We start from the raw sequence: 24,225 nt of genomic DNA, 5'->3' as shown, positions 1-24,225 counted from the left end.
TAGTGAGAAGGTCTGTTTCAGCTGCCTGTCCCATTTATACCAAAATGGCGCTTTATAGGCTGTCTTACCACCGTAGATTGGTATTCCCTGAAGAACCATGTTTTCATCCTCCATGCCGGCTGTCCAGGAACTCTCAGCCCCGCTCCTCAACCACCCGCTCGTAGGCCGTTTTCAGCTTGATGCCGGCAATGGCCTCGTTTACGTTGAAGAGATGGTCACCAATTTTTTCCAGTCGATTGAGGTAATCCAGGAACAGGAAGCCCACCTGGTTGGAATAGCGGTTATTCTCGAGCTGGCCGTAATGAAAATCCATCAATTCATCGCGATACAGGTCGATGGCATTCTCAAGGTGCACGGATTTTTCCAGGTCGATGTCTTCATCGTCGCGGGCCAGGTTCTCACGGACATTGCGAATGGCATCGTGTACCAGGTCGAGCATTTTCCCTATCTTGTCCATCGCAGCCTCCGGCAGTTCGGTACCCTCCGACTGCATGCGCTCAAAGGTTTTCGACATCTGGAAGTAGATATCCCCCACCCGTTCAAGGTCGTTGATCATGCTGTGCATGCCGCGCATTCTCCGGCTGGCATCCTCGGTTACGTTATAGCTGGATATTTTGGTCAGATATTCGGCAATCTCCAGCTCAATGTTATCCGTGATCTTTTCTCTTTTTTCAATCTTTTCCAGGAACTGATCTTGTCTTCGCTGCTTGTTAAACAGCAGTCCCTTTACACTGAAATGCATTTTCTCGATCAGCTTGGCGAATAACTCAATCTCCTTGTGAGCCTGTGATATCGACAGCTCGGGCGATGACATCATGCCCGACGAGATGTACTGCAGCCGGTGCTGGGTGTCTTTCTTTTCTTTCTGATACTTCTTTATAAAGCGAACGATATGCGGAACGAAGGCCACAAGCAGCAGTACATTGACCACATTGAAGGTGGTATGAAACAGGGAAAGGGCAAGGGTGGCATTGGCCCTCCCGAGCTCATTGGTCGCGTGAAGTATGGAGCCCGCTCCCGGCGAAAAGTATCCCATAATGGTATCGATGCCCATGAGAAAGGGGTTAATTAACGCCAACATCCATAGCACCCCAAACACATTGAACACAAAATGGAAACGAGCGGCCCGTTTGGCATAGACGTTGCCGACCAGGGCGGCAATATTAGCCGTAACAGTCGTCCCAATATTTTCACCCAGGACCATGGCGGCGGCGATGGGGAAATCAATCCACCCCTGGAATAACATGACAAGGGTAATTGCCGAGGCCGCGGAAGACGACTGGGTCAGCAGGGTGAGCAGTGTACCCGCAAGAACGAAAATTACAATGGAAGCGAAACCGAATTCGGTGAACTGATCCAGGAACATAAACAACTCGGGGTTGTCCTGGATATTGGGCACACTGTTCTTGATGAAATCGAGTCCAATAAACAGGATCCCAAACCCAATCATGGCTTCAGCCAGGTTGCGCAACCGCTCACGGCCGAAAAAGATAAACGGGAAAAAGATGCCGATCACCGCAATGGCAACCGGGGTAATCTTCATTTTGAAGCCGAAAATGGAAATCATCCAGGCCGTGACCGTCGTACCAATATTGGCCCCCATGACGACCCCTGTTGATTCAATGAAGGTGATAAGCCCCGCATTGACAAAGCTGACAACCATCACCGTGGTCGTGGAAGAGGACTGGGTGATGGTTGTAGCGGTAAAGCCGGTGAGTATCCCGCGAAACCGGGTACTGGTCATACCTTTGAGGATAGACCGTAGTTTATTTCCCGCCACTTTCTGAAGGCCGTCACTGAATACCTTCATCCCGTAGATAAAAATTCCCAGTGACCCGATCACCTGCAGCAAGTCAAAAAAGCTAAAACTCATTCTTCCTTTAAATGTGATTGTTGATCGTCCATCGAAATGTATGTCAGCTCCAAAACCAAGGCTGGAAATATAATAAGATGTTTTTATTCTTCTTAATGGTATTCTGGAACTTTTGGCCCAGCCATCGAGGCTCTCAATGTAGGGGATTCCCTGATAAAGCAATCAGCCTTTCTATTACGCACTTTTTTCTACCCATCAGCTACTTTAGCATCTATTACAGCCAATGCTTTATTTTATTACATTCGTATTGTTTTCGCTATAATTTATTGAACCCATGATAGACGTTGACCGCCGCTTGCAGGAGTATTATATCACCAAGAACTACAAGGGGTTTTACAAAATAAGAGAAAAAAAGTATCACCTGATTGGACAGACGCATATCACTTTTTCCAACGGGGAAAAGGAGATATTTGCCACCGGGCTGTTCAGAGAGGGGGCGCTGGAAGACATATTTAACAAGGTCGATGCTTATTATTCCCAAAAAAGAGACTAAATAGTCCTTTATCAGTTATACCGCACCGGACAGCCGCCCCCTCCAATCAACCGTGTAGGTATTTGCTCTACACCTCTAAGAGCGCTGTACCCCGTTATCGCATCGGCAGGGAATGCATAACGTAACCCCACTGGAAGTCAATGGGTCATGGCCCAGGAAAGGCTGCCTTTTGTATTTTCAGCGGTTAATCCTGTGCTCACCGAACAGAAAGCCCACATTTGACAGCAAAGAGAGAGAGGAAATCAACATGACACCACAAATAAAATCTGTAATCGCATTTGTCGTTTTACTTATCCTGTCGTCGATCGCAGGACCCCTGAAAGCCCAGGCCGAACTCAAAGCTGAACAGGTCCCGACAGAAATCGTAAAATCCATCCAAACGGACTTCCCATGCTGGGATATCACAAAAACAAAATGGTATTCCTACGGTATGAGAACCAGGGGATGGGCCCCCATCAACAAGGCTGAGGTTGATCATTATGTGGTCGAGGTCTCTGGGAAAAACTACCGTGTACACGCCGTGTATGAGAAGGATGGAAAACTGCGGTATTCAAAAATGACCATTTCCGATGCCCCAATTCCCCGTGCCATCCTGGACAAGATTGCATCAGAGAAAGAGTACAAGGGATGGAAGGTTACCGGCGACCAGGAAATTATAAGGAACTTTAGAGAAGACCAGAAAATCTATCATGTGCACCTGGAACGGGATGGAGATAAAAAACGGCCAAGTTCGTGACCGGACGGGCTGGCTAGGGAGAGGTTATGCACGGGAACTGGCATCAATGCAGCGAACGGCAGATCATTGTGCTTGATTAAGGGAAGCCAATGCCTCAACAGCAGCGACAGTCCGGGGAAGCAGGGATTCTTTCCATAAAAAGAGGAAGAACGGATTTTGAGCAAGACCTGCTTCCCCGCCGGCATTGTTTTTTATCCCACTGTTCTCCTATTTCTTATGACAGTCACATCACTGCATCACAGATACAGCTGTAGGTATTCTCTCCACAGCTAAACTATCGCTAAGCCCTGAATCAACTGTAGCGGGAATCCATAAATTGTCTCTACTGCAAGAAAGCAGCCCGACAGACACAAGAAATTCAGATCTGCTCTGTTGAATTTAAAAGCCTCGTCAATCTGATACAACTATCTGAAAAAACTCATAATAGAAGGAAGGAACAAACGATGAAAACACTCATAAAACCGGTATTCACATTCGCTGCTTTACTACTTTTTTTGGCCGTTTCCGTACCCCTGAAAGCGCAAAAAAAGGAACTGAACCAGAACCAGATTCCGCAAGCCATTGTCAGAGCCATCCATACTGATTTTCCCTCCTGGGACATGAATCAAACCAAATGGTATACCTCGGGCCAGGAAACCCGAAATTGGACACCGCTGCAAGGTGCGGATCATTACGTTGTTGAGGGAACCGGAAGAAACTACAAGGTTCGTGCCGTTTATAGCAAGCACGGAAAACTGAGGTACTCCAAGACAACCATCACTGATGCCCCGCTGCCTCGTGCCATCATGGATAAACTGGACTCAGAAGAAGAATACAAAGGCTGGAAAGTCACCGGCGACCAGGAAGTGATCAGGGACTTTCGCGAAGACCGGAAGACGTACAAAGTGTACCTGCAGCGAAATGGAGAGAAGAAATCCGTTTACTTTGACCCCATGGGCAACAAAGTAAGACGCGCCCGTCTGCTGGGAGGCTAGGATGAAACAAAGCGTATGCTGCTGCATTACATGGAAATTCTTGTTTTTCGGCCATCGATCTAACCGCGCCGGAAGTCTCACAACTTCATTCAGCAGCGTACTCTTTCGTTAAAACAATGATCCCCGGGGTCAGCTCAGGCAGTATAAGCGTATCGGCTTACTATACTCCATTGCCGCCTGCCTCCGGGGATTATCATCAACCACCTGCCGGCACCTGAACGAAACGCATGTCCACAGCTTCATCCCCCTGCCCCAAACAGGGTAATCCCGGGCGGATCAACCGACGGTAAGTAAGGAATATCATTACTTCATTCCTGCTATTCCTCTCACAAAAACTCCCTGCTATCGCCTTCTGTACTGCGCCGCTGTTCTATCTAATTTATTCCAGTTGCAAACGATAGCTGAAAACCAGTGGCCGGCCCCATGTCCGCATTATTAGATATATCACACGTCAGCAAGATCTACAGGAAAGGAGAGATAGAAACGCGTGTGCTCGAGGACATCAACCTGCGGGTTCAGGGCGGTGATTTCATTGCGCTGATGGGCCCCTCGGGATCCGGAAAATCCACCCTGCTCAATATCATTTCAGGACTGGATACTCCCACTACCGGTGAAGTTGTTGTGAACGGACGCAACATAACCGGGCTCTCCGAATCCGCTCTTTCCGCGTGGAGGCTTGAACATGTCGGCTTCATTTTCCAGCAGTACCATTTGATGCCGGTGCTTACAGCATTTGAAAACGTTGAACTCCCCCTTCTGCTGTTCAACCTGGGCAGAAGCGAGCGCAAGTCGCTGGCAGAGGCGGCCCTTTCGATTGTGGGACTTGAAGACCGAACGGGCTACTATCCCCGGCAACTGTCGGGCGGACAACAACAGCGTGTGTGCATTGCACGAGCCATCGTGACCGACCCGCTTATCATTATTGCCGATGAACCAACCGGAAACCTCGACTACGATTCCACCAACGAGGTTCTGGCCCTGTTTGACACGTTAAACCAGGATCTTGGCAAAACTATCATCATGGTAACCCACGACCCCCATGCTGCAGAGCGCGCCGGCGACATCCGGTACCTCCAAAAAGGCCTGATCGTTGAAAATGAACGTGATAAACGCTTCCGGAGTGACGATCTGGAGGCAAGCCACCGATAAATTCTTGATTAACGCACTGCTATGAAATGGCTGATCCTGATAGGCAAAAACCTGCTCCGCAACAAGAAAAGAACCTTCCTGACCATGGGAGCCGTCGCTTTGGCCTTGTTTATTTTCACCATGCTCCAATCGGTCCTTACCGCCATGGAATTCCAGGTTGCGCGCGGAGCCGGGGAAACGAGAGTGGGCGTCATTGAAAAATACAGCGGTCCCCGGAGGTCGCTGCCGGAAGGCTACTGGTCGCAGCTCGAGCGTTTTGAGGGGGTCCGGTCCGTTACGCCCACCAGCTTTGACATTCTGGGCATGAAAAGGGCCACCACCTATTACATTGGATTGCTGGTTGACCCGGAGAGCTACCGGAAGGTTTTTGAATCCACAGCCTCCTACATCCCCCCTGACCAGTACGAAGATTTTATTAAACGGCGCAACGGAGCCATCGTGGGTAAGCAGATCATGCAGGCCTACGGATGGAGACCGGGTGATGCCATCACCCTGCGGTCGCTGCAGCACAAGGCCGATCTGGAGCTGGTCATCAGCGGCGTCTATCCGAGCGTACCGGAAGCCACGGATCAGATGGACAACCGCATCCTGATCCACCGCCCCTACTACGAAAGCATCGTCAACAAACCCGGGCGGGTTGCCATCTACTGGCTCCGGCTGGAAAATCCCGCCAGCATCCTGCCGGTCATCAAGGCGGTAACCGACTACTACAGCATAGGCCCGAGAGAAGTGAGTGTGCAGACCGAAGGGTCCATGCTGGCGCAGCTGACATCCTATACGGCAACCATACAGTTAATCATCCGGGTGATCTCCACGGTGGTGCTCTTCACGATTCTGCTCATCACCATCAATACCATCGCTCTTTCGATGCGTGAACGGCGGAAAGAGATTGCACTCATGAAGGCGCTCGGCTACACCCCGATCAGGATCCTGGGGCTTGTTGTCGGGGAGGCCGTGTTTACCTCCGTGGTGGCGGGTCTCATCGGTGCAGGCGCCGCCTACGCACTGTTCAACATGAGTGATTTGACGCTCTCGCTCGGGCTGACTTTCAACTTCATCGTCCGCCCGGCCGTATTCACCACGGCCCTGGTACTGGCCGTCCTGCTGGGTATCGTCAGCAGCCTGGTACCCGCCTACAATGCATCAAGAATCAATGTTATCAATGTTTTACACAGCCTATGAAAATCCCGGTATCCTATAGCATCAAGAGTTTGTTCCAGCGCAAGGTGTCCACGCTTGTCACGGTAGCTTCCTTTGCGCTTGTTGTGCTTGTCCTCCTCGCCCTGCTTGCCATGGTTCAGGGGGTGAATGCAACGCTTATCTCCGCCGGTGCCGACAACCGCCTGTTCGTTCTCAACAGGAACGCCACCACAGAAAACCAAAGCCGCATTGACACCGGCGATGTTTCAACCATTGGACTGTATCCCGAACTCAAGCTCAATGCTGACGGCCGCCCCGTGACCTCGGCCGAAATGGTTAAAACAAGCTACGTCGAAACCCTGTCGGGAGAGAGAATACAAGTCAACTTCCGGGGCGTGGATCTCGAGAAGGCCCGGAGCGTACATTATCACATGACCCTGGTTGCAGGACGTTTTTTTGATGCCTCCGCCTACAATGAAGTTATTCTCGGGGAAACCATCTTTGAGGGTATGGGAGCCCATATAGGGGATGTGTTCACGGCAAACCGGCAGATATGGCGGGTCGTCGGGGTCTTCCGGGACAACGGATCGCCCTTCGAATCAGAAGTCTGGACATCCACGGGCAACATGGCTTCAGCCTTTGACCTCTATGAATTTTCCAGCGTCTGGATGGTCATTAACAGCCCCCGGGCGATGCCCGCCCTGGTTGAAAAACTGAACAGCGACCCCAAACTGTTTGTCTACGCCATCTCAGAGAAGCAGTACTTTGCCCAGGGAACCACGGCTGCCCAGGGATTTAAGGCCCTTACCTGGTTCATCGCTTTCATTCTTTCCATCGGTGCGACATTCAGTGCCATGAATACCATGTATGCTTCTCTCGCCGATCGCACCGGCGAAATCGGTGCACTGCGGGCCATCGGATTCCCCGCTTCAGCGGTGCGGTGGGCCACCCTCCTCGAGACCCTGATCATGGCTGTACTTGGATGGCTTTTGGCAACGATTTTCGTCTATGTCCTGCAGGGCACCACTTTCCGGACGCCCCTGACCGGGCTCGGCTACGTGAGCTTCAAGCTCACCATAACCCCTTTTCTCATTATTACAGGCTTCCTCTTCTCACTGGCCATGGGGTTGATCGGAGGCTGGATACCAGCTCGCCATGCCACCCGCATGCCCATTATCGAAGCCCTGAACAGTTAACAAAAGTCATTATGAAAACAACAATCGTCCTCGTACTCATCTCGGTTTTCAGCCTTGCCATCTGCGGCCCGAAGCTGATCTACGCCCAGCAGCAGATCCTGACGCTGGACGAAGCGCTGTCGCTTGCCGAGGAGGAAGGCTCCCTGAAGGGGCAGTATGACCATGCCCGCGAAGCGGCCCGGCAGGACCTGCTGCTCCAAAAAGCGGATTACTGGCCCACCCTTCAGTTCCGGGTCAACCTGAGCCATGCCAATGAAGCCCCCCGCATTCCGGTCGAATTTGAGAACGACACCGCGCTGGCCCGCCAGGGAACGCGCAACACCTTTATTTCGCGGCTGGAACTCAGCCAGATGGTTTATGACTTCGGCAAAACGCGACATGCCGTTGATGCGGCCCGCATGCAGACGCAGCTTGTATCCGCAGAGTATGACCAGCAGCATCTGCAGCTGCGCCGACAGGTACGCCGATTTTTCTACCAGTCCCTTTATTACCAGAAGCTGGACAGTGTCTATGCGGAGGTCCTCCCGCTGGCACGGGAGCTGGCCCGCATCCATGACGTACGAATTCAAAATGGCGTCGCCCTGTCTGCAGAAGCACTGGAAGCGCGGGTCACCCTGCAAAATATAATGTCTCAACAGACCGTGGCCCGTAACGAATACCGCAGGTCCCTGGTCCAGCTTGCGTCCCTGACCGGGCGACAGCATATCAATTTTGAGACCCGCGGCCCCCTTCCCGCCGGGCCCGGGCGGCAGGAGCTGTCCGGGCTGCATGCGCGGTTGTACCAGGAGGCCACAGAGCTGCGTGCCGATATCGGTCAGCTGCAGGTTAAAAGCAGGCAACAGGCTGCATTGGCAAAATCCATTGAGGCCCTCAAGTATCCCACGCTGATACTGCAGTCCGATTTTTCCTACTTCGGACCGGAGGCGTTCGGATATTATTCGGGGTTGAGCAGCCGCGGGCTGGACCCCGTAAACTGGCGGGTCGGCATCGGGTTCACCTATCCTCTCTTTGACGGCCGCAGGATACAATCCCAGAAAAACCGGGCGCTGGCGCTGCAGAAGGAATACCGGGAACAGGCATATCGGCTGGAGCGACAGATCAGCTCCGAAATCCAGGCGGCACTCAGTCACCTGGAAAACCTGTACGTGCTGGCCGGCCAAAACCGGTTGCTGGTGGACCAATCGGAGGCCAACATAGCCACAGCTGAACAGGCCCTTGCATACGGCAATATTTCACGCATGGAGTATCTCAAAATCATGATGGCCAAAACCTCTGCCGCGGCAGCGCTGCTCAAGACCAAGTCGGATATTGCCGGGGCCCTGCTGGACCTCGAAACAACCGTTGGCAAAGAAATAACCCGGACGTGGCACACCCCATAACCGAACCAGACAAGAAGATCATGCAACCATCAACAGAATTCACAGAACACAGTAAAAGCCGCAAGCAGGAGCCCGCCAGGGAGCCTGAACAATCCCGCATTCAACAGCTGGCCTCCCGGTTGACCCGCCGGCGAGAAGGGATGGGTCGAAGGCACAGGATCCGACGCTGGGCCTACTGGCTGCTCTTCTTTTTGATTCTTGCCGCCGGCTATCTGCTGTGGCAAGCTCACCGGCCTGTACCGGTTACCACCACCATCGTATCGTACCAGCGTATCGGGTCTGCGGCCCAGCCCATACTGCGATCCAGCGGCTATGTGACCTACCCCCGGATTGCGACCATAAGCGCCCGGATACAAACCCCTGTCTCCCGACTTGCATTCAATATCGGCGACCGGATTCAGGCCGGAGCCATCCTGGCCGAATTCGACCGCAGTGAGCTGCTTTCACGACGGGACGTTCAGCAGGTTGGCGTTCGTGACCTGGAGGCTACCCTGCAGAGAATGCAAAACCTGTATGAGGGAGGAGCGGTATCGGAGGCCTCCCTGCAACAGGCCCGAACCGAGCTGGCAGCCGCCCAGGCCAGCCTCCGACTGCTGAATACACAGATTGACAACAGCGTCATTCGGGCCCCCTTTGAGGGTATTGTCATTGACAAACTTGTAGAGGCCGGTGAAGTGGCTACACAGGGCGTATGCCGGCTGGCCGACGACTCCCGGACACTGGTCACCGTCGATATCAACCAGGAAGATATCGCCCAGATATCAATGGAATCATCGGCCGTGGTTACCCTGGATGCTTATCCTGAAACCGAGTACGCCGCTGCCATTTACGAGATTATGCCTGCGGTGGATCCCGCAAAAAATACCATTGAAGTCAAGACCGTGCTTCTTGCCCCTGACAATCGATTCAAGCCGAATATGAGTGCGAAAGTGTTCTTTACCGATGAGAAAGTGACAGCGAATGCCAGGCTTCAGGCTATTCTCACCGTTGACAGGTCGGCCGTCATAGAGGGGAAGGATGGCCGGAACGAACTTATGGTCGTCCAGGACCAGGTTGTCAAACGGTGCCCGGTTGAACTGGGCAAACCCATTGGCGACCAGCTGATTGAAGTGCTGTCGGGCGTTGACGCCAACCAGCGGGTCGTCCTTGATCCCGGTCGATACGACATACAGCCCGGAGACCGGGTAGAAATTCTTTAGTAAGTCTTAAGGAGGGACTGCGATGCCGTTGACCCGCCTATAATAGACGATTGGGCAGGTTTCCACTGCCCCGGGACACCTTTTCACCTGCACCTGTGATATAAAAAGAATACTGATGTATTAGCCTTGTGAAGCTTCACCGGCCGATTTGTTTCTCCACAATTTCATAAAATGAAGTACCTCTTCGTCCGTCAGGTTTCCGAAATTCCTGTACCCCTGCGATACCGCAAAAAAATCTCGGTATTTCTCCAGGATGATCACCTCATCTGTTTGTGCACTCAGCTTTGAGAGTTTGCTGTAGCCCGATACGGGGGCCGCCACGATCAGTTTTTGGGGATTCTGCTTTTGGCACATGGCAATAGCCGCAAAGACCGTCGCACCGGAAGCGATGCCGTCATCAATCAAAATCACAATCCGGTTCTCGAGACTGGCCAGGGACCCGCCGGCCCGGTACATCCGGATGCGGCGCTGAATCTCATTCTTTTCCCGTTCCTTAACCCTGTTGATGATCTCCTTGTTCAGATACCGGTTTGACCATGGATCCAGGTACAGGCTTCCATCTTCGGCGAGGGCTCCAAATGCAGCTTCAGGCTGCTGGGGATAGCCGAGTTTGCGTACAATGATCGCATCAAAATCACACTCAAGGTGCAGCGCTGCATAATACCCCACTTCGATGCCTCCCCGTGGAATGCCCAGCATGAGCGGCTGCATGGCTTGGTATTCCTCCAGCGCTTCACCCAGTTGATTTCCCGCGTCTTGTCGGTTTTCAAACATGATGCTATACCATTCATTTTTACTGCTAATTATTATTTTGTTGCCAGAAAGTCTATAGGTTGGAGGCTGAGATCACTGTAATGGATAGGCTTACATCAGCCCACGGCAGAAATCGTCTCTTCCAGGAAGAACGGGCTACCAGCGCAGCAGTAACGTGCCATCGTCAGAGCGCGTTACAGACGTTTCCAGCTCTTTGCACACCCGGTTCAGACGATCCATCAGCCACCGCACATCTTCCTCTTCGGCGTTATGAAGACGAAACCGGTGCATCTTCATCGGTATGAGCCGGAGAGCAGCCAGCTGACCCGAAGAATCGAGATGGGGAAAGTAGAGCAGCGACAGTTCATCCCTGAACGCTTCATACCCGCCAATACCCTCATAGTCATTGACAAGGTCCCCGCAGCCATAGAGCACAAGATGTCCCTTGTACACCTCCATGCCCTTGGGATGATGCGAGGAATGCCCGTGGATCAGGTCAACCGAACCAGCGTCAATCAGCTTATGGGCAAATTTGCGATGCGACAGAAGAATATTATATCCCCAGTTACCGCCCCAGTGAATGGACAGCATTACGCGATCCCCCTTTTTTCGAAAGCGGTTGATATGCGTAATGACCCTCTCAATCTGCCCGTCTCCCAGGCCATGCAGGAGATTGATACCCGGTTTCTTTTCTCCGGCCATCCACGCCCCCGGAATTCCCGAGTCGGTGACCCCATAGCCAAAAACAAGCAATCTTCCGGATGAGGTATTAAGCACCGCCGGAGCTGCAGCTGATACCGCATGGTCTCCGGCACCGGCCGTCTGTATTCCTGCCTCCTTCAGCACTTTCAACGTTTCAGCGAGTCCTTTTTGTCCCCAGTCCAACACATGATTGTTCGACAGGATACATACATCGATCCCCGCTTCCTTCAGCAGGGGAATATTGCGGGGATGCATCCGGTAGTGTATGCGTTTTTCCGTCCAATGATCATCACTGGTCGTCACCGCTGTTTCCAGGTTTATAACCCGAGCATCGGGAGCTTCCCGGTCCAGCACTTCCAGCGCATCGCCCCAGATATAGTCATAGCCGAGATGATCAGGAATGGGACCCGAGTGAGCGGCGGCGAGCTGTTTGTAGATGCGTGCATCTTTTACATACTGTTCATGCAGCCCGGGGGCGACAGAATACGGAAGGGCCTGGTCGATCCCCCGGCCGGTCATCACATCCCCGGATAGAAAAAGCCTCATCATGTCAGGACCCGTTGTTTTCTCGGCATTGGTATTAGCGGCCTGTCTCATGGAAAAAAATCCCACGGCCCCGCAGGAGATGCCGGTTAAGCCGGTGCATATCCTTTTTATAAATATCCTTCGATTCAAAACGTCTAAACATGCGTATTATAACTACCCCTTGATAACGCCGACCGGCCGTAATTTGGCCACTTTCCGGGCCAGTCTGGCACGGTGCACTGTTTCAACCACCAAGTCGATATCCTTGTAGGCTACAGGCGCTTCTTCAGCGAGACCGGCATACGACCCGGCCTCCACGGCAATATCATTTGCAAGCAATTCTCTCTTGAGAGTAGGGGCATCAACCATTTTCTTGGCCGCTGTACGTGACATGCGCCGGCCGGCACCGTGACAGGTGGACCCAAAAGAATTTTCCATACTTTCTTTTGTCCCGGCGAGTACATAGGAGTGGGTGCCCATACTTCCCGGAATCAATACCGGCTGGCCCGTCTTGCTGAAATCATCGGGAATTTCGGGACTGCCGGGCCCAAAAGCACGGGTTGCCCCCTTTCGATGAACCACGAGCCGGTGGTTTTTCCCGCTGATGCGATGGGTTTCAATCTTCGCTATATTATGAGCCACATCGTAAAGCAGCCTGAGGTTTTCACCCGCTTCTTTCATAATATATTCCCACGACTGACGAACTTCCCAGCTGATGACTTCCCGGTTGCACCAGGCATAATTGGCCGCGGCAGCCATCGCTTTAAAATAATTCTGGCCGTCTTCGGAGCTGAAAGGGGCGCAGGCCAGTTCCCGGTCGGGAATATGCAGTCCATAGGAAGGCATGGCATTCAGGAATGTTTTTAGGTAGTCGGTGGCTACCTGGTGTCCCAGTCCCCGTGAACCCGTATGAATCAATATCACCAGCTGACCCTGGAAAAGTCCGAAAGCTTCGGCTGTTTCATCATCATAGATTTCCTCCACCCGGTCCACTTCCACAAAGTGATTGCCGGCCCCAATCGTACCGAGCTGGTCATGACCCCGCTTGACAGCATGGTCAGAAACCCTGGCAGGATCCGCATGCTCCAGTCTTCCCCGGGATTCGATATGGTCCAGATCCTCGTTCAGCCCATACCCATTTGCAACCGCCCATTCAGCACCCCCGGCAAGCACCTCCTCCATCTGCCCGGTGGAAAGTACCAGCCGGCCGCCCCGGCCCACGCCCTTGGGGATCATGCGGGATAACTCGTGGACAAGCTCCCCTATTTTCCCCTTCACATCGGCATACCGGGTCGATGATGTTAGCAATCGAACTCCGCAGTTGATATCATAGCCAATTCCTCCGGGTGATATCACCCCCCGACTGACATCCGTAGCCGCTACACCGCCAATGGGAAATCCATATCCTTCGTGGCCATCAGGCATAACAATGGCTGCTTTTTGGATGCCGGGCAGGGTCGCCACATTCATCAGCTGATCCAGGGTACGATCCTTCCTGAGATCCTCAAGCAGTTCCTCAAGGGCATACACATAAGCGGGTACCCGCATGTCTGCCCGTGCTGATTTCGGGATTTCCCAAAGGCACTCATCCACCTGTTGTAACTGTACTTGATCGATCATAATATTAAATGTCAAAAATAATGATGGTTTCCCACTCTCCCTTCTCGTTTACCCTGACTTTGGCCTCATGGTATGTCACCGCCTTGATGTCCTCCTGGAAAGCATTGACCTCCATGCCTTTCAGGACCCCTGACAACCGGCAGCGGCTCATCTCATGTATCTCGACCTCGATGAAAACAGCCTTGTAAATCTGGCTCAGCGTCAAGACCTCCGAAAGAAAGTCAATAATCAGTGCTGTGAGATCACTTGACTGTATGTTAATATTCTTTACGATGGTCAGATCACCTTCCCGGTGATTGATATCCGGTACCAGCAGCTGATTCAACACCCTCAGCCCCAGGCGAAAGAGACCTGGCAGCGTTTCTGCGGTCACCCTGACTTTAACATCGGCAGTATGTGTTAAAAATTCTGTGGTTTCGCTCATTATCCTCTCCTTCAGCATCCAGGGTTCCCGGACCGGCCGTCAGCGGGACCAGCTCACCCGGACATAGTTTTCAGCATCATAGGAGATATCCAGCTCGCCGTCGTAAGCCTGTTCCAGCGCATGCCCGATCCGACGTGCAAGGTGCATCCCCGTAGTATTGACAACCGTGCTCTCCTCATTATCCTCAACATTCATAATCCTCTCCAGGGGATGCTCCTCAGACTCGACACGTGCTATGTTCTGCACCATATGCATAATCTCGAATCGGTGATCCTCAAAAAAAGAACCGCCCACCTCTACAATACCGGCCGGATAGTGGTCCTCTATTCTTCTGCAGGCCGGGCAAAGCGCCTCGGAAGCTGCTTCGTTGGTATCTTCCCATGACCACCGGCCATTAATGAAGAGAGCACTGCAGCCGGTGCAGCGGGCCGGCTCCTTGTATTTCATCTGTTCCCGGTACGGATCAATGCGATTGTCGTCGTAGATCCTGGTCCTTTCCTGTTTAAAGAACCGATTTTTTTGCCTTTTCATTATTATTCACCCAAGAAATTCTTTTTCAATATTAATTTGATAGCGGTAAAGGTATTTTAAAAACCATTTGTTGGCGTATCGTGCCATCTGTTCCAGTTTCCCTGATTCTTCAAAAAGGTGAGAAGCCCCGAGAATAACTTTCAGCTCCTTAACACAATGCAACTTCCTGTAGGCCTGTTCGTTCAGCTCGATCACCTGTGTATCCAATCCGCCAACCAAAAGCAGAGTGGGGACTTCCACCGTTGCCAGTGAACTCATGGCCATATCCGGGCGGCCGCCCCGAGACACAACAGTCTTGATGATATCCGGTCCTAATATCGCAGCAGCCCGCAGTGCCGAGGCTGCGCCGGTACTCGCCCCGAAAAACCCCTTGTTCAGCGCAGTAAAATTCCGCTGCCCATGGATCCAGTGCGAAACCGAGACCAATCGTCGCGTCAAGAGTTCAATATCAAATCGCCGTTTATAGTGGAGATCTTCTTCTGGAGTCAGCAGGTCAAAAAGAAGGGTCGCAAAACCATTGGCCTCCAGCACCCCTGCTACAAACCGATTCCGTGGACTCAGCCGGCTGCTGCCGCTCCCATGGGAAAAAATAACCAATCCCCTGGCATCTTCCGGCAGATGAACATCCCCTTTCAGTGTAACACCATTTGCAGGAATATCTACTTCCTTTTTCATAATAGTCCATTTTAATTCCAGTTAAGCTGGTTCATCTATAGTGGTGAATTATGCCCCCTGCTGCCATAGGAGATTACTGCACTTAGTTGTAGGGTTTGCTATTACGATTGATCAGTCGCCTGCCACCTTGCAGAACGTAGATGTAGGCAAATCATCTACAAGATAAAGGATGGATATCCTCATTCCCGGCAGCCGGGGGGTTGGATATACTGTTACATCCATGGCAAAGACAATGAGCAATCTTCGGTTATTTACCTTGAATGCTTCCTCCGACTTTGGGAACCGCATAGCCCGGCATATGGGGATAGCCCTGACCCCACACGAGGAACGGGATTTCGAGGACGGGGAGCATAAAATTCGAACCCTGGAGAGCGTCCGTAACTGTGATGTCTATGTAATACATGCACTGTATGCCGACGACAGCCAGAGCGTAAACGACAAACTCTGCCGGATGCTTTTCTTTATAGGCTCACTGAAAGATGCCGGGGCTCAAACGGTTACAGCTGTCGTGCCCTACCTCTGCTATATGCGCAAGGACCGGAAAACCAAGCCGCGCGACCCGGTGACCAGCCGCTACGTGGGTTCACTGTTCAAAGCGGCCGGTACCGACCGTATCCTTACCATTGATGTTCATAACCTGCAGGCCTACCAGAATGGATTCCGCTGCTATACCGAACACCTGGAGGCACAAAAAATATTTACGGATTTTTTTGCTGCCATGGCAGGCCATGAGGATATTGCTGTGATGTCTCCCGATTCGGGAGGTGTAAAACGAGCCGAACAGCTTCGCCGTCGCCTGGAGCGCGAAATTCAGCAATCGATACCACTGATATTTCTGGAAAAGAAGCGCAGCAAGGGCATTGTAAGCGGCGAAACCGTGGTCGGGAAGGTGAAGGGCAAAACGGTTGTTATCATCGATGATCTGATCAGCAGCGGAACAACACTGGCCCGCGCGGCACAGGCCTGTGTGCAATTGAAGGCCACCAGGGTCTATGCCGCTGCGACCCACGGCGCCTTTATCGGTCAGGCCGCCGGGGTGCTGGAGGAAGAAGCGCTCAGCCAGGTAGTAATAACCAATACCATCCCCCCCTTCCGACTGCCGGATGCCATCAAAGAACAGAAGGTGAAAGTCCTGGATGTAGCACCTCTTTTTGCCGAAGCCATCAGCAGGATGCACGAAGGGGGCTCGCTTGTTGAACTCATGGATCCAATTGATAACTAACCATGAATACTATCAAAGACGAAGCCGGAGCTGCACCCGGAACCATCACGCTGGAAGAAAAGGTAGCTTTTCTCAAGTCCCCGGAGACCTATTCCACCTCAACAGGCCGGGTGGAAACCGTCAAAACACATATGTCGTGGGTCTTCCTGACAGAACAATATGTATACAAGCTTAAAATACCGTTCCGCTACGATCACATGCAGCTGCTGACCCCACAGGACCGGTATAAAAACTGCAGGGAAGAGGTCCGGCTGAATAAGCGTCTTGCCGATGATATCTACCTTGGCATCATCCCCCTTTCTGTCGACAAAGAGGGTCGGCTCCGGCTCGGCAGGGGAGAACGAATTACAGACTGGCTGGTAAAAATGAAGAGGCTTTCCGCTGACAGGATGCTCAAGCACAGGATAACTGCAGCTCAGGCACTGTCGGAAGAAGAGCTGAAGCCCGCAGCTCGTTTGCTGGCCGACTTTTACATGAAGGCAGAACCGGAAGCGGTTACGCACAAGGAATATTGTCAACAGCTGGAGGAGGCTGTCGAACATACGTGCCGGGAGCTGCACGCTCCAGAGTTTGAGTTACAACAGACCGACCTGACGGCTGTCTGCCGAAAACAACTCGCCTTTATCCGGGATAACAAGGGCCTGCTGTCAAGCCGGATTGACAAGGGGAAAATCATTGAGGGGCACGGAGACCTGAAACCGGACCATATTTGCCTGTCTCCCCCTGCCGTCATCGATTGTCTTGAATTCGACAAGCAGCTGCGGATCCTCGATATCCTCGACGACCTGTCTTTCCTTTCCCTGGAGTGCGAACGGCTGGGAAGTCCCGGGGTGGGATCTTTTTTCATGAGGCACTATATCCAAAAATCCGGTGATAATCCCCCACAACACCTGATCAACTTCTACAAAAGTTACAGGGCTGCCATTCGCGCCCTTCTCACGATTCGTCACCTCCGGGAGCAGCAGTACCGCAATGATCCCAAATGGAGAAGAAAAACACTCCGGTACCTGGAGATGGCGGATACCTATCTGACTGCATAAACCAGCTATTCAGCCTTAGCCAGCTCCCCGAGCAGCCGGGCGTTGCGTGGAGCATAGCCGCCAAAATCGTTGTTGAAGTAACAGAAAACCTCCTTCCCCTCCATTCGCCACTGTTGAAGGTCTGCGACCCACCCCTTCAGTATGGCCCGGGAATAATCTCCCTCGTATTCGGGGGCAGGGCTGTGGAACCTCAGGTAGATGATTTCAGCCGTTGCCGGCTTCGGGGAAGAGTGCCCTTCCAAATCATAAATGCAAAAGGTTGAGCCGGTCTCTTCCAGCAGATGAATAATGTCATCTGCAAACCAGGAAGCGTCTCGAAATTCAAAAACGTATCGATAGTCTCCCGGCAGCATCCCGATAAAGTCGCTCAGTCTCTGCCGATTTTTTAACCAGTGCGGGGGCAGCTGAAAGAGAATGGGACCCAGCTTGGGGCCTAAATATTGTATCCGGCTAATAAACATATGAATGCTTTTGGCCGGGTCCTTCAGCTTTTTTTGATGCGTGATGTACCTGCTGGCCTTAACAGAAAAGAGAAAATGATCCGGGACGCTTTTTTTCCACTTCAACAGTACTTTACGGGTCGGAAGCCGGTAAAATGTACTGTTGACCTCCACCGTATCAAACTGCCGGCTGTAAAAATTCAGCATATCCGCTGCTTTGATCCGTTGTGGGTAGAACGAAGCCGTCCAGTGTTTGTAGCTCCATCCCGATGTGCCAATATGAAGACTCCTTTTTCTATCAGCCATAAAAATAACCTCCCGGCCGGCACTTGCTGTATCAACTGCGGCTGTACCGGCCCACCAGTTCGGCCTGTTCGATAACATGTCCCTCCATGGCCTGCAGCAGCTCCTTTTTCATAACTCCCGGGTCTATTTCCAAGAGTGTATCAAGCGCATACAGTTTCATATGATAGCGATGTGTGCCGCCCGGGGGACACGGACCGCCATAGCCGTAGTTTCCAAAATCATTGACCCCGTGCAGAGCCCCGCCCGCGATCTCCTCATCCTCTTCAACCTGCGCCTCCAGCCCCGTCCAGTCACCCGGAATGTTATATAAAAGCCAGTGCACCCAGGTTTTGGAAGGGGCATCGGGATCATCAAAGATAATGGCGAAAGATCGGGTTTCGCCGGGCACCTGCGACCATTCCAGCGGCGGTGAAATATTCCTGTCATCACAGGTGTAGACAGAAGGAATCTTTTCATTTTGTTCAAAGGCGGGGCTCGATAATTGCAACGACATAATATACTCTCCCTGCTTTATTTAACATTTTTGCCAATGGCGCTGTATTCATAGCGATGCAGTACAATAACAGAAAAATCACTGGAAGAACATCGGGGATTTACTGCTGCTGTGATGGGCATATCCCCTGCCTGCATCAGAGCTCTCTGCCGAAGCGGGGTCGAGCCAACTCAATGTTCGCAATAAAGGAAGACATGTCTCATGCCGATGAAAGTACTTGATTATATCCTATTTACTCGTAAATTATTGTTCATGTTATACACTGCATTCGTACAAGGGAACCCATTCCGGGATCTACCATACTGACCAGATACCCAACATCACATGAAAAGCCTTCAATATACCACTCTCCAGTTTATCCTCTTACTTGTCATAGCAACCGGCTGCAGCTCCCAGGCCCATGACCCGCAAGCCCCTCCGCGGGTAAAAAATGTTATCCTCATGATTGGCGATGGCATGGGCACCGCCCAGATCTATGCCGGCCTCACCGCCAACAGGGGATCTCTCAACCTGGAGAAAGCAACACACACCGGTTTCGTTAAAACCTACGCTTCTGATAAATATGTCACGGATTCCGCGGCCGGGGCAACGGCCTATGCCACGGGACATAAAACCTATAATGGAGCCATAGGGGTGGATTCCACGGGCAAGCCCGTCCCCAGCATCCTGGAAGTTGCTGAGCAGCAGGGGCTTGCAACCGGCCTTGTCGCCACTTCCTCCATTACCCATGCCACTCCCGCCTCCTTTATTGCCCATCAGCCTTCCCGGGATATGGCAGAAGAAATTGCCGCCGATTTTCTCAGCACGGATATCGATGTATTCATTGGAGGCGGCAGGGAATATTTCAGTGACCGGGAAGATGGACAGGATCTTCTTGAAGAACTGCGTGCCAGAAACTATAAAGTTTCAACGGACCTCAGGGAAATCACCCGTACAAGCGATGGCAAGCTGGCCGGCTTTTTACCTGTACGCCGCTGGTCGGAGGGACGCGGAGACCAGCTGCCGGAAACCTCGCAGACGGCCATCAACCTGCTGAACCAAAAGAAGAAAGGGTTCTTTCTGATGATAGAGGGTTCGCAAATTGACTGGGGAAGCCACGATAATGACCTGCAGTATACCATTGAGGAAATGCTCGATTTTGATAAAACGATTGGAGATGTACTGGAATTTGCCGAACAGGACGGCGAAACCCTGGTTGTCATCACGGCGGATCACGAAACCGGAGGACTCACCCTGAAAGACGGCAGCCTGGAAACAGGGGAAGTGAAGGGAGCGTTTTCAACAGGAGGGCATACCGGCACGCTTGTCCCGGTATTTTCCTACGGACCGGGAGCTGAAAATTTCAGTGGCATCTATGAAAACACCACCATCTATGACAGGCTTATGGACGCACTGAATCTTGATGCATCGGCCTCTGTAGCTTCTAAGTAGGCGAATTTATTAGCGACCGACTGCTTAGATGGAAATAAATATTTCCCTTTTGTACAGGAAATAGGTCAAATACCACATGAGTCCCAGAACAATGGCGGATGTCAAAATGCCAATCCATGCAGCTGGCATGGAAACCCAGCCCAGTATGCCTATCGTAAATACTTCCACCATGCTGTATACCCAGTCAACGCCACCAAGCTCGCTGAAAAGGTATATAAACAGGGGATTCATGCCCACGATGGCAAAAAACCGGGCTGATGTTATCCTTGTCTTTTTCACATCGAACAGATAGAATGAGGCAACCAGTGCCAGCAGGCACCAACCACCACTCACAATGGTAAAGGAGGTGGTGGCGATGCGCTTGATGATGGGCGTCAAGGGATCAAGCAGGTAGCCCATCACAACCAGCCCGAAACCAGCCAGCAGGAGTTTTTTTATTTTTTCGCCCGTCTCTCGGCCGCTTATTAATAACTGCCCGGCGATCACGCCCCAGATTGTATGCGCTGCTGTGGGAATAGCGTTCACAGCCACCCAGTGTCCCCCGCTCAGTTTGCCCATAAGAATGAGATCCATCCAGGAACCGAAATTATGATCGGGCGTAAAGGGCTGGCTGAACCCTTCCACCGACCACAGGCGGTACAGCAATTCCGTCAGCACCAGTAGCCCCACAGAAAAGCTGATCTGAAATTTCCAGCTTTTGCGCATGATTAAAAAAGCCACCAGGTAGGTGAAGGAGAGCTGTGAAAGGACATTCCATAATTCAAAAACCAGTTCCCCCGCATAGATGCAGTGCAGCGTCAGACCCAGGGTCAAGAGCACCAGGGACCGGTACAGGGCATGTCCAAACGTATCCCTCCAGCTGTCTCCGCGGGCCCACCGTTTTCCAAAAGAGATGGGCATGGCCACCCCGACAATAAACATGAAGAACGGCTGTACGAGATCCCAGAAACGAAGGCCATTCCACGGATGATGATGAAACTGGGTACCTATCATGCTCAGGAGGGTTCCTTCAAAATAGGGATCAACAATGGCATACCACAAGCCGGCCCCCTCGGCAACCAGCAGAAACATCGTCAGTCCCCGGTAAAAATCAAGCGACAGCAATCGCCCGTATTTATCCAATAGTGTACGATCAATGTTTTCCATCCGAACTACCCGTCATTTTCTGTTGACATTCCTGTTCCATCCCTGCAGCAGCAAGCTAAAACATTAATAAAAACAACGGTAAATCTCTAAAAGAAAACCATCTGAAATCCAGGATCTTTTGTTCCATAAACTGAAGCTTTTCGCACAGCGCCTCCCGGCTTTTTATTGACTGTGCACAGTCATGGGCTGTACCTGTAAATACAAGAGTGAGTCGCCCTGATAGTCATGTTTTATCGACAAAAAGCGTACCTATAGCTCATACAGGCCTATAGAAATATTTTATTTAAAATTATTCTAAATAAAATTTGGGCTTGCCACCTGCTGAAACTAACTTCTCTGCCTCAATTAAGAATCGATCTAAATAAAACGCATTTATAGCCGTGCACGTACGAAACACCATTCCTTTACTTTTGATCCTGGCACTTTTCTGTCCTGCTGTGCCGCAGCTGGCTGCCCAAACCGCGGGTACTGGTATTTCCGGACAGGTGTTGAACACTGCGGGAGATCCACTGGCCGGTATCACCGTCAGACTGGAGGGAAGCACTCGTGGCGCAGCCACCGACACCCGCGGATATTTTGAGCTGTCGCGGCTGGCTCCCGGCGAACATACGCTGGTCTTCTCGGCTATTGGATATGTTTCAGAGGAACGGAGCGTATTGCTTGCTCCCAACGAAAGGAAACCCCTGCACCTTACCCTGAAGGAGGATACCCTGCAGATGCAGTCTGTTATGGTTCAGGGCAAATCGGAAGCCAAACTGAAACGGGAAGAAGCTTTCAGCGTCGCTTCAATAAGCACCAAAAGCCTGGAGAATACGAACGCCAATATTGATGACATCCTTCAAACCAATCCGGGCATTCACATTCGCCGGGAAGGCGGGCTCGGCTCCCGGTTCAACCTTTCCCTCAATGGCCTCTCCGGCCGCCAGGTACGCTTTTTTATGGACGGCCTTCCCATTGAAAATTACGGAAGCACCTTTGGCATTAACAACATCCCCGTTAATCTGATTGAACGCGTGGAAGTATACAAGGGGGTGGTTCCGGTGTACCTGGGCGGTGATGCCCTCGGTGGGGCTGTCAACCTGGTGACCGAGCAGTCGCCCCGGCACTACCTTGATGCTTCGTACGCGGTGGGATCGTTCAATACCCACAAGCTGGCCCTGGATGGCCAGTATGTACATCCGTCGTCTGGTTTCATCCTGAAAACCAGCGGCTTTTACAACTACTCCGATAACAATTATACCATCGACGTGCACATCCCTGATCCCGAAACGGGCACCTATGGCGAAGAGCAGCAGGTCAAACGATTCCACGATGCCTATGAATCGCGAATGTTCAACCTGGAGACGGGATTTCGCGGGCTGCATTTTGCCGATGAAATTATGGTCGGGCTCTCGTTGGCCGACAACCGGGACGATGTGCAGCACGGGGTGAGCATGGACCGGGTATTTGGCCGCGTCCACACCACCAGCAACACGAAACTGGGTTCCCTGACCTACCGCAAAGAGCTGAACAGGCTACAAATCAAAGCTTTTGCCTCCTTCCTGAACAGCCACTCGGGGGTTGTGGATACCAGTGCTGTCTCGTACAACTGGCTTGGTGAATACGAACGCAAGAACAATCAAAACATCGCAGAATCCAGCTGGGAAAAAACGCTGTTCCGGTACAATGATGAGGCTTTCCAGAGCAATGTAAATTTGAGATATCAGTTCAGCGATCAGCACGTAGCGGTTTTAAATCATACCCGGAGTTACATCAACCGGGAGGGCCATGATCCCATAAGCACGAATCCTGTCGCTTTCGCGGATCCAAACACGCTGAACAAGAACGTGCTTTCCGGCAGCTATAAGCTCCGCTTGTTTGACGATCGCTGGTCCACCACCATTTTTTCGAAGCTCTACTTCTTTAATTCAAACGTTATTGGCGTTGACTGGGACGGGAAACGATCTGAATTTAACAGTAATACCTTCAAGCCGGGCTATGGTATTGCCACCACTTACCATCCGCTGGAAGGCTTGCAGGCAAAAGCCTCGTACGAAAAGACCTACCGCTTCCCGGACGGCTATGAAGTATTCGGGGATGGACTACTGCTGTTGTCCAATCCCCAACTGGCTCCCGAAAACAGCAACAATTTTAATCTTGGGCTTCAAATTGAACGGCTTCTGGGCAGTCACCGCCTGATGGCTGAAACCAACTATTTTCGACGGGATGCCAAAGATCTGATCCGAATCCAGGTCACCGGCCTTACCAGTCAGTATATCAACCAGCGCAGTGTTGTAAGTTCGGGTATTGAAGCCGGTCTTCGCTATGAATACGAGCGCTTGTTTTTTGCTGATCTCAATACCACCTATCAGAATATTCTAAACAACTCAAAATACGAAAACGGGCGCATCAGCCATATCTACCGCGATCGTATTCCTAACATTCCCTACCTGATGAGCAGCCAGTCTGCCGGCCTTAAGTTCGATGGGCTGATTGTACCGCATGACCGCCTCTCATTTACGTGGAGCGGCAACTTTGTTGAAGAGTATTACCTCAAATGGCCCAGCCTGGGCGCAGATGAGAGTAAATATGTTATTCCGCGTCAATATGTGCAGCATCTTCAACTGGGGTATTCCCTCGAAGATGGACGATACAATATCAACGTAGCGTGTTCCAACATCACAAATGCGAAGGCCTACGACCACTTTCGGCTGCAGAAACCCGGGCGGGCATTTCAAATCAAATTTCGATACCTCTTTAATTAACAATCTAATGAACAATCCAAACACCCATTCAATC

Annotated in this window: 22 protein-coding genes; 12 read left to right on the top strand and 10 right to left on the bottom strand. The window is 51.8% G+C overall.

Going from position 1 to position 24,225, the window contains the following annotated elements; genetic code table 11:
- Nucleotides 1-133: 133 nt before the first annotated feature.
- Nucleotides 134-1,873, bottom strand: a complete 1,740-nt coding sequence (locus FN808_RS05275) for a Na/Pi cotransporter family protein (protein ID WP_142713503.1) — start codon at nt 1,871-1,873, stop codon at nt 134-136.
- Nucleotides 1,874-2,147: 274 nt separating this feature from the next.
- Between FN808_RS05275 and FN808_RS05270 the strand changes: the two genes are divergently transcribed.
- The 8 genes from FN808_RS05270 to FN808_RS05235 all read left to right on the top strand — a co-directional run bounded on the left by FN808_RS05270 (nt 2,148) and on the right by FN808_RS05235 (nt 10,139).
- Entirely contained in the window at nt 2,148-2,366 is a 219-nt protein-coding gene (locus FN808_RS05270; protein WP_142713502.1) for a hypothetical protein, read from the top strand.
- Nucleotides 2,367-2,613: 247 nt separating this feature from the next.
- Nucleotides 2,614-3,102 (top strand): hypothetical protein, encoded by a 489-nt coding sequence (locus FN808_RS05265; protein WP_142713501.1) that lies wholly within the window; start codon nt 2,614-2,616, stop codon nt 3,100-3,102.
- A 443-nt stretch (nt 3,103-3,545) separates the two neighbouring features.
- Complete coding sequence (locus FN808_RS05260; protein WP_142713500.1) at nt 3,546-4,076, top strand: hypothetical protein; 531 nt, start codon at nt 3,546-3,548, stop codon at nt 4,074-4,076.
- A 423-nt stretch (nt 4,077-4,499) separates the two neighbouring features.
- Complete coding sequence (locus FN808_RS05255; RefSeq protein ID WP_142713499.1) at nt 4,500-5,225, top strand: ABC transporter ATP-binding protein; 726 nt, start codon at nt 4,500-4,502, stop codon at nt 5,223-5,225.
- Nucleotides 5,226-5,246: 21 nt separating this feature from the next.
- A complete protein-coding gene (locus FN808_RS05250) occupies nt 5,247-6,407 on the top strand; it encodes an ABC transporter permease (protein ID WP_142713498.1) in 1,161 nt (386 codons plus the stop codon).
- Nucleotides 6,404-7,561, top strand: a complete 1,158-nt coding sequence (locus FN808_RS05245; RefSeq protein ID WP_142713497.1) for an ABC transporter permease — start codon at nt 6,404-6,406, stop codon at nt 7,559-7,561. The genes FN808_RS05250 and FN808_RS05245 overlap by 4 nt, the downstream gene beginning before the upstream one ends.
- An 11-nt stretch (nt 7,562-7,572) precedes the next feature.
- Entirely contained in the window at nt 7,573-8,940 is a 1,368-nt protein-coding gene (locus tag FN808_RS05240) for a TolC family protein (protein WP_142713496.1), read from the top strand.
- Between the two features lie 20 nt (nt 8,941-8,960).
- Nucleotides 8,961-10,139, top strand: a complete 1,179-nt coding sequence (locus tag FN808_RS05235) for an efflux RND transporter periplasmic adaptor subunit (RefSeq protein ID WP_142713495.1) — start codon at nt 8,961-8,963, stop codon at nt 10,137-10,139.
- Nucleotides 10,140-10,259: 120 nt separating this feature from the next.
- Here the strand turns inward: FN808_RS05235 and FN808_RS05230 are convergent, their stop codons facing one another.
- The 6 genes from FN808_RS05230 to FN808_RS05205 form a co-directional block, all read right to left on the bottom strand.
- On the bottom strand, nt 10,260-10,913 hold the full coding sequence (locus FN808_RS05230) for a phosphoribosyltransferase (RefSeq protein WP_142713494.1): 654 nt from the start codon (nt 10,911-10,913) through the stop codon (nt 10,260-10,262).
- A gap of 135 nt (nt 10,914-11,048) precedes the next feature.
- Nucleotides 11,049-12,191, bottom strand: a complete 1,143-nt coding sequence (locus FN808_RS05225; RefSeq protein WP_142713493.1) for a CapA family protein — start codon at nt 12,189-12,191, stop codon at nt 11,049-11,051.
- 102 nt (nt 12,192-12,293) lie between these two features.
- The gene (locus tag FN808_RS05220) at nt 12,294-13,739 is read right to left on the bottom strand and encodes an RtcB family protein (protein WP_142713492.1); all 1,446 of its coding nucleotides are present in this window, start codon (nt 13,737-13,739) and stop codon (nt 12,294-12,296) included.
- Nucleotides 13,740-13,743: 4 nt separating this feature from the next.
- Nucleotides 13,744-14,163 carry an archease gene (locus tag FN808_RS05215; RefSeq protein ID WP_185958261.1) on the bottom strand — a complete coding sequence of 140 codons (420 nt, stop codon included), beginning with the start codon at nt 14,161-14,163 and terminating at the stop codon, nt 13,744-13,746.
- A 39-nt stretch (nt 14,164-14,202) separates the two neighbouring features.
- On the bottom strand, nt 14,203-14,694 hold the full coding sequence (locus FN808_RS05210) for a BCAM0308 family protein (RefSeq protein WP_246068282.1): 492 nt from the start codon (nt 14,692-14,694) through the stop codon (nt 14,203-14,205).
- A gap of 6 nt (nt 14,695-14,700) precedes the next feature.
- Nucleotides 14,701-15,369, bottom strand: a complete 669-nt coding sequence (locus FN808_RS05205; protein WP_142713489.1) for a dienelactone hydrolase family protein — start codon at nt 15,367-15,369, stop codon at nt 14,701-14,703.
- Between the two features lie 169 nt (nt 15,370-15,538).
- Between FN808_RS05205 and FN808_RS05200 the strand changes: the two genes are divergently transcribed.
- Both FN808_RS05200 and FN808_RS05195 read left to right on the top strand, forming a co-directional pair.
- On the top strand, nt 15,539-16,591 hold the full coding sequence (locus tag FN808_RS05200; protein WP_221929919.1) for a ribose-phosphate diphosphokinase: 1,053 nt from the start codon (nt 15,539-15,541) through the stop codon (nt 16,589-16,591).
- A 2-nt stretch (nt 16,592-16,593) separates the two neighbouring features.
- Nucleotides 16,594-17,631 (top strand): hypothetical protein, encoded by a 1,038-nt coding sequence (locus tag FN808_RS05195; RefSeq protein WP_142713488.1) that lies wholly within the window; start codon nt 16,594-16,596, stop codon nt 17,629-17,631.
- 5 nt (nt 17,632-17,636) lie between these two features.
- On the opposite strand, the gene FN808_RS05190 is transcribed toward FN808_RS05195, so the two are convergent.
- Nucleotides 17,637-18,377: a DUF72 domain-containing protein gene (locus tag FN808_RS05190; RefSeq protein WP_142713487.1), complete on the bottom strand. Its 741-nt coding sequence runs from the start codon at nt 18,375-18,377 to the stop codon at nt 17,637-17,639.
- 31 nt (nt 18,378-18,408) lie between these two features.
- Complete coding sequence (locus tag FN808_RS05185) at nt 18,409-18,870, bottom strand: YbhB/YbcL family Raf kinase inhibitor-like protein (RefSeq protein WP_142713486.1); 462 nt, start codon at nt 18,868-18,870, stop codon at nt 18,409-18,411.
- A gap of 324 nt (nt 18,871-19,194) precedes the next feature.
- On the opposite strand from FN808_RS05185, the gene FN808_RS05180 reads away from it, so the two are divergent.
- Nucleotides 19,195-20,301 carry an alkaline phosphatase gene (locus tag FN808_RS05180; protein ID WP_142713485.1) on the top strand — a complete coding sequence of 369 codons (1,107 nt, stop codon included), beginning with the start codon at nt 19,195-19,197 and terminating at the stop codon, nt 20,299-20,301.
- 24 nt (nt 20,302-20,325) lie between these two features.
- On the opposite strand, the gene FN808_RS05175 is transcribed toward FN808_RS05180, so the two are convergent.
- Nucleotides 20,326-21,447 carry an acyltransferase family protein gene (locus tag FN808_RS05175; protein ID WP_142713484.1) on the bottom strand — a complete coding sequence of 374 codons (1,122 nt, stop codon included), beginning with the start codon at nt 21,445-21,447 and terminating at the stop codon, nt 20,326-20,328.
- Between the two features lie 380 nt (nt 21,448-21,827).
- Between FN808_RS05175 and FN808_RS05170 the strand changes: the two genes are divergently transcribed.
- A complete protein-coding gene (locus FN808_RS05170; RefSeq protein WP_142713483.1) occupies nt 21,828-24,191 on the top strand; it encodes a TonB-dependent receptor in 2,364 nt (787 codons plus the stop codon).
- The last annotated feature ends 34 nt before the right edge of the window (nt 24,192-24,225 follow it).

The organism is Fodinibius sediminis (assembly GCF_900182555.1).
Lineage (GTDB): Bacteria > Bacteroidota > Rhodothermia > Balneolales > Balneolaceae > Fodinibius > Fodinibius sediminis.
This window is presented reverse-complemented; position numbering and strand designations above follow the sequence as displayed.

Coding starts and splice junctions, on each gene's coding strand:
- FN808_RS05215 (WP_185958261.1), bottom strand. CDS start 14,163: ATGAGCGAAACCACAGAATTTTTAACACATACTGCCGATGTTAAAGTC.
- FN808_RS05245 (WP_142713497.1), top strand. CDS start 6,404: ATGAAAATCCCGGTATCCTATAGCATCAAGAGTTTGTTCCAGCGCAAG.
- FN808_RS05275 (WP_142713503.1), bottom strand. CDS start 1,873: ATGAGTTTTAGCTTTTTTGACTTGCTGCAGGTGATCGGGTCACTGGGA.
- FN808_RS05180 (WP_142713485.1), top strand. CDS start 19,195: ATGAAAAGCCTTCAATATACCACTCTCCAGTTTATCCTCTTACTTGTC.
- FN808_RS05220 (WP_142713492.1), bottom strand. CDS start 13,739: ATGATCGATCAAGTACAGTTACAACAGGTGGATGAGTGCCTTTGGGAA.
- FN808_RS05175 (WP_142713484.1), bottom strand. CDS start 21,447: ATGGAAAACATTGATCGTACACTATTGGATAAATACGGGCGATTGCTG.
- FN808_RS05185 (WP_142713486.1), bottom strand. CDS start 18,870: ATGTCGTTGCAATTATCGAGCCCCGCCTTTGAACAAAATGAAAAGATT.
- FN808_RS05235 (WP_142713495.1), top strand. CDS start 8,961: ATGCAACCATCAACAGAATTCACAGAACACAGTAAAAGCCGCAAGCAG.
- FN808_RS05190 (WP_142713487.1), bottom strand. CDS start 18,377: ATGGCTGATAGAAAAAGGAGTCTTCATATTGGCACATCGGGATGGAGC.
- FN808_RS05230 (WP_142713494.1), bottom strand. CDS start 10,913: ATGTTTGAAAACCGACAAGACGCGGGAAATCAACTGGGTGAAGCGCTG.
- FN808_RS05240 (WP_142713496.1), top strand. CDS start 7,573: ATGAAAACAACAATCGTCCTCGTACTCATCTCGGTTTTCAGCCTTGCC.
- FN808_RS05265 (WP_142713501.1), top strand. CDS start 2,614: ATGACACCACAAATAAAATCTGTAATCGCATTTGTCGTTTTACTTATC.
- FN808_RS05195 (WP_142713488.1), top strand. CDS start 16,594: ATGAATACTATCAAAGACGAAGCCGGAGCTGCACCCGGAACCATCACG.
- FN808_RS05225 (WP_142713493.1), bottom strand. CDS start 12,191: ATGAGACAGGCCGCTAATACCAATGCCGAGAAAACAACGGGTCCTGAC.
- FN808_RS05205 (WP_142713489.1), bottom strand. CDS start 15,369: ATGAAAAAGGAAGTAGATATTCCTGCAAATGGTGTTACACTGAAAGGG.
- FN808_RS05250 (WP_142713498.1), top strand. CDS start 5,247: ATGAAATGGCTGATCCTGATAGGCAAAAACCTGCTCCGCAACAAGAAA.
- FN808_RS05260 (WP_142713500.1), top strand. CDS start 3,546: ATGAAAACACTCATAAAACCGGTATTCACATTCGCTGCTTTACTACTT.
- FN808_RS05270 (WP_142713502.1), top strand. CDS start 2,148: ATGATAGACGTTGACCGCCGCTTGCAGGAGTATTATATCACCAAGAAC.
- FN808_RS05210 (WP_246068282.1), bottom strand. CDS start 14,694: ATGAAAAGGCAAAAAAATCGGTTCTTTAAACAGGAAAGGACCAGGATC.
- FN808_RS05255 (WP_142713499.1), top strand. CDS start 4,500: ATGTCCGCATTATTAGATATATCACACGTCAGCAAGATCTACAGGAAA.
- FN808_RS05200 (WP_221929919.1), top strand. CDS start 15,539: ATGGATATCCTCATTCCCGGCAGCCGGGGGGTTGGATATACTGTTACA.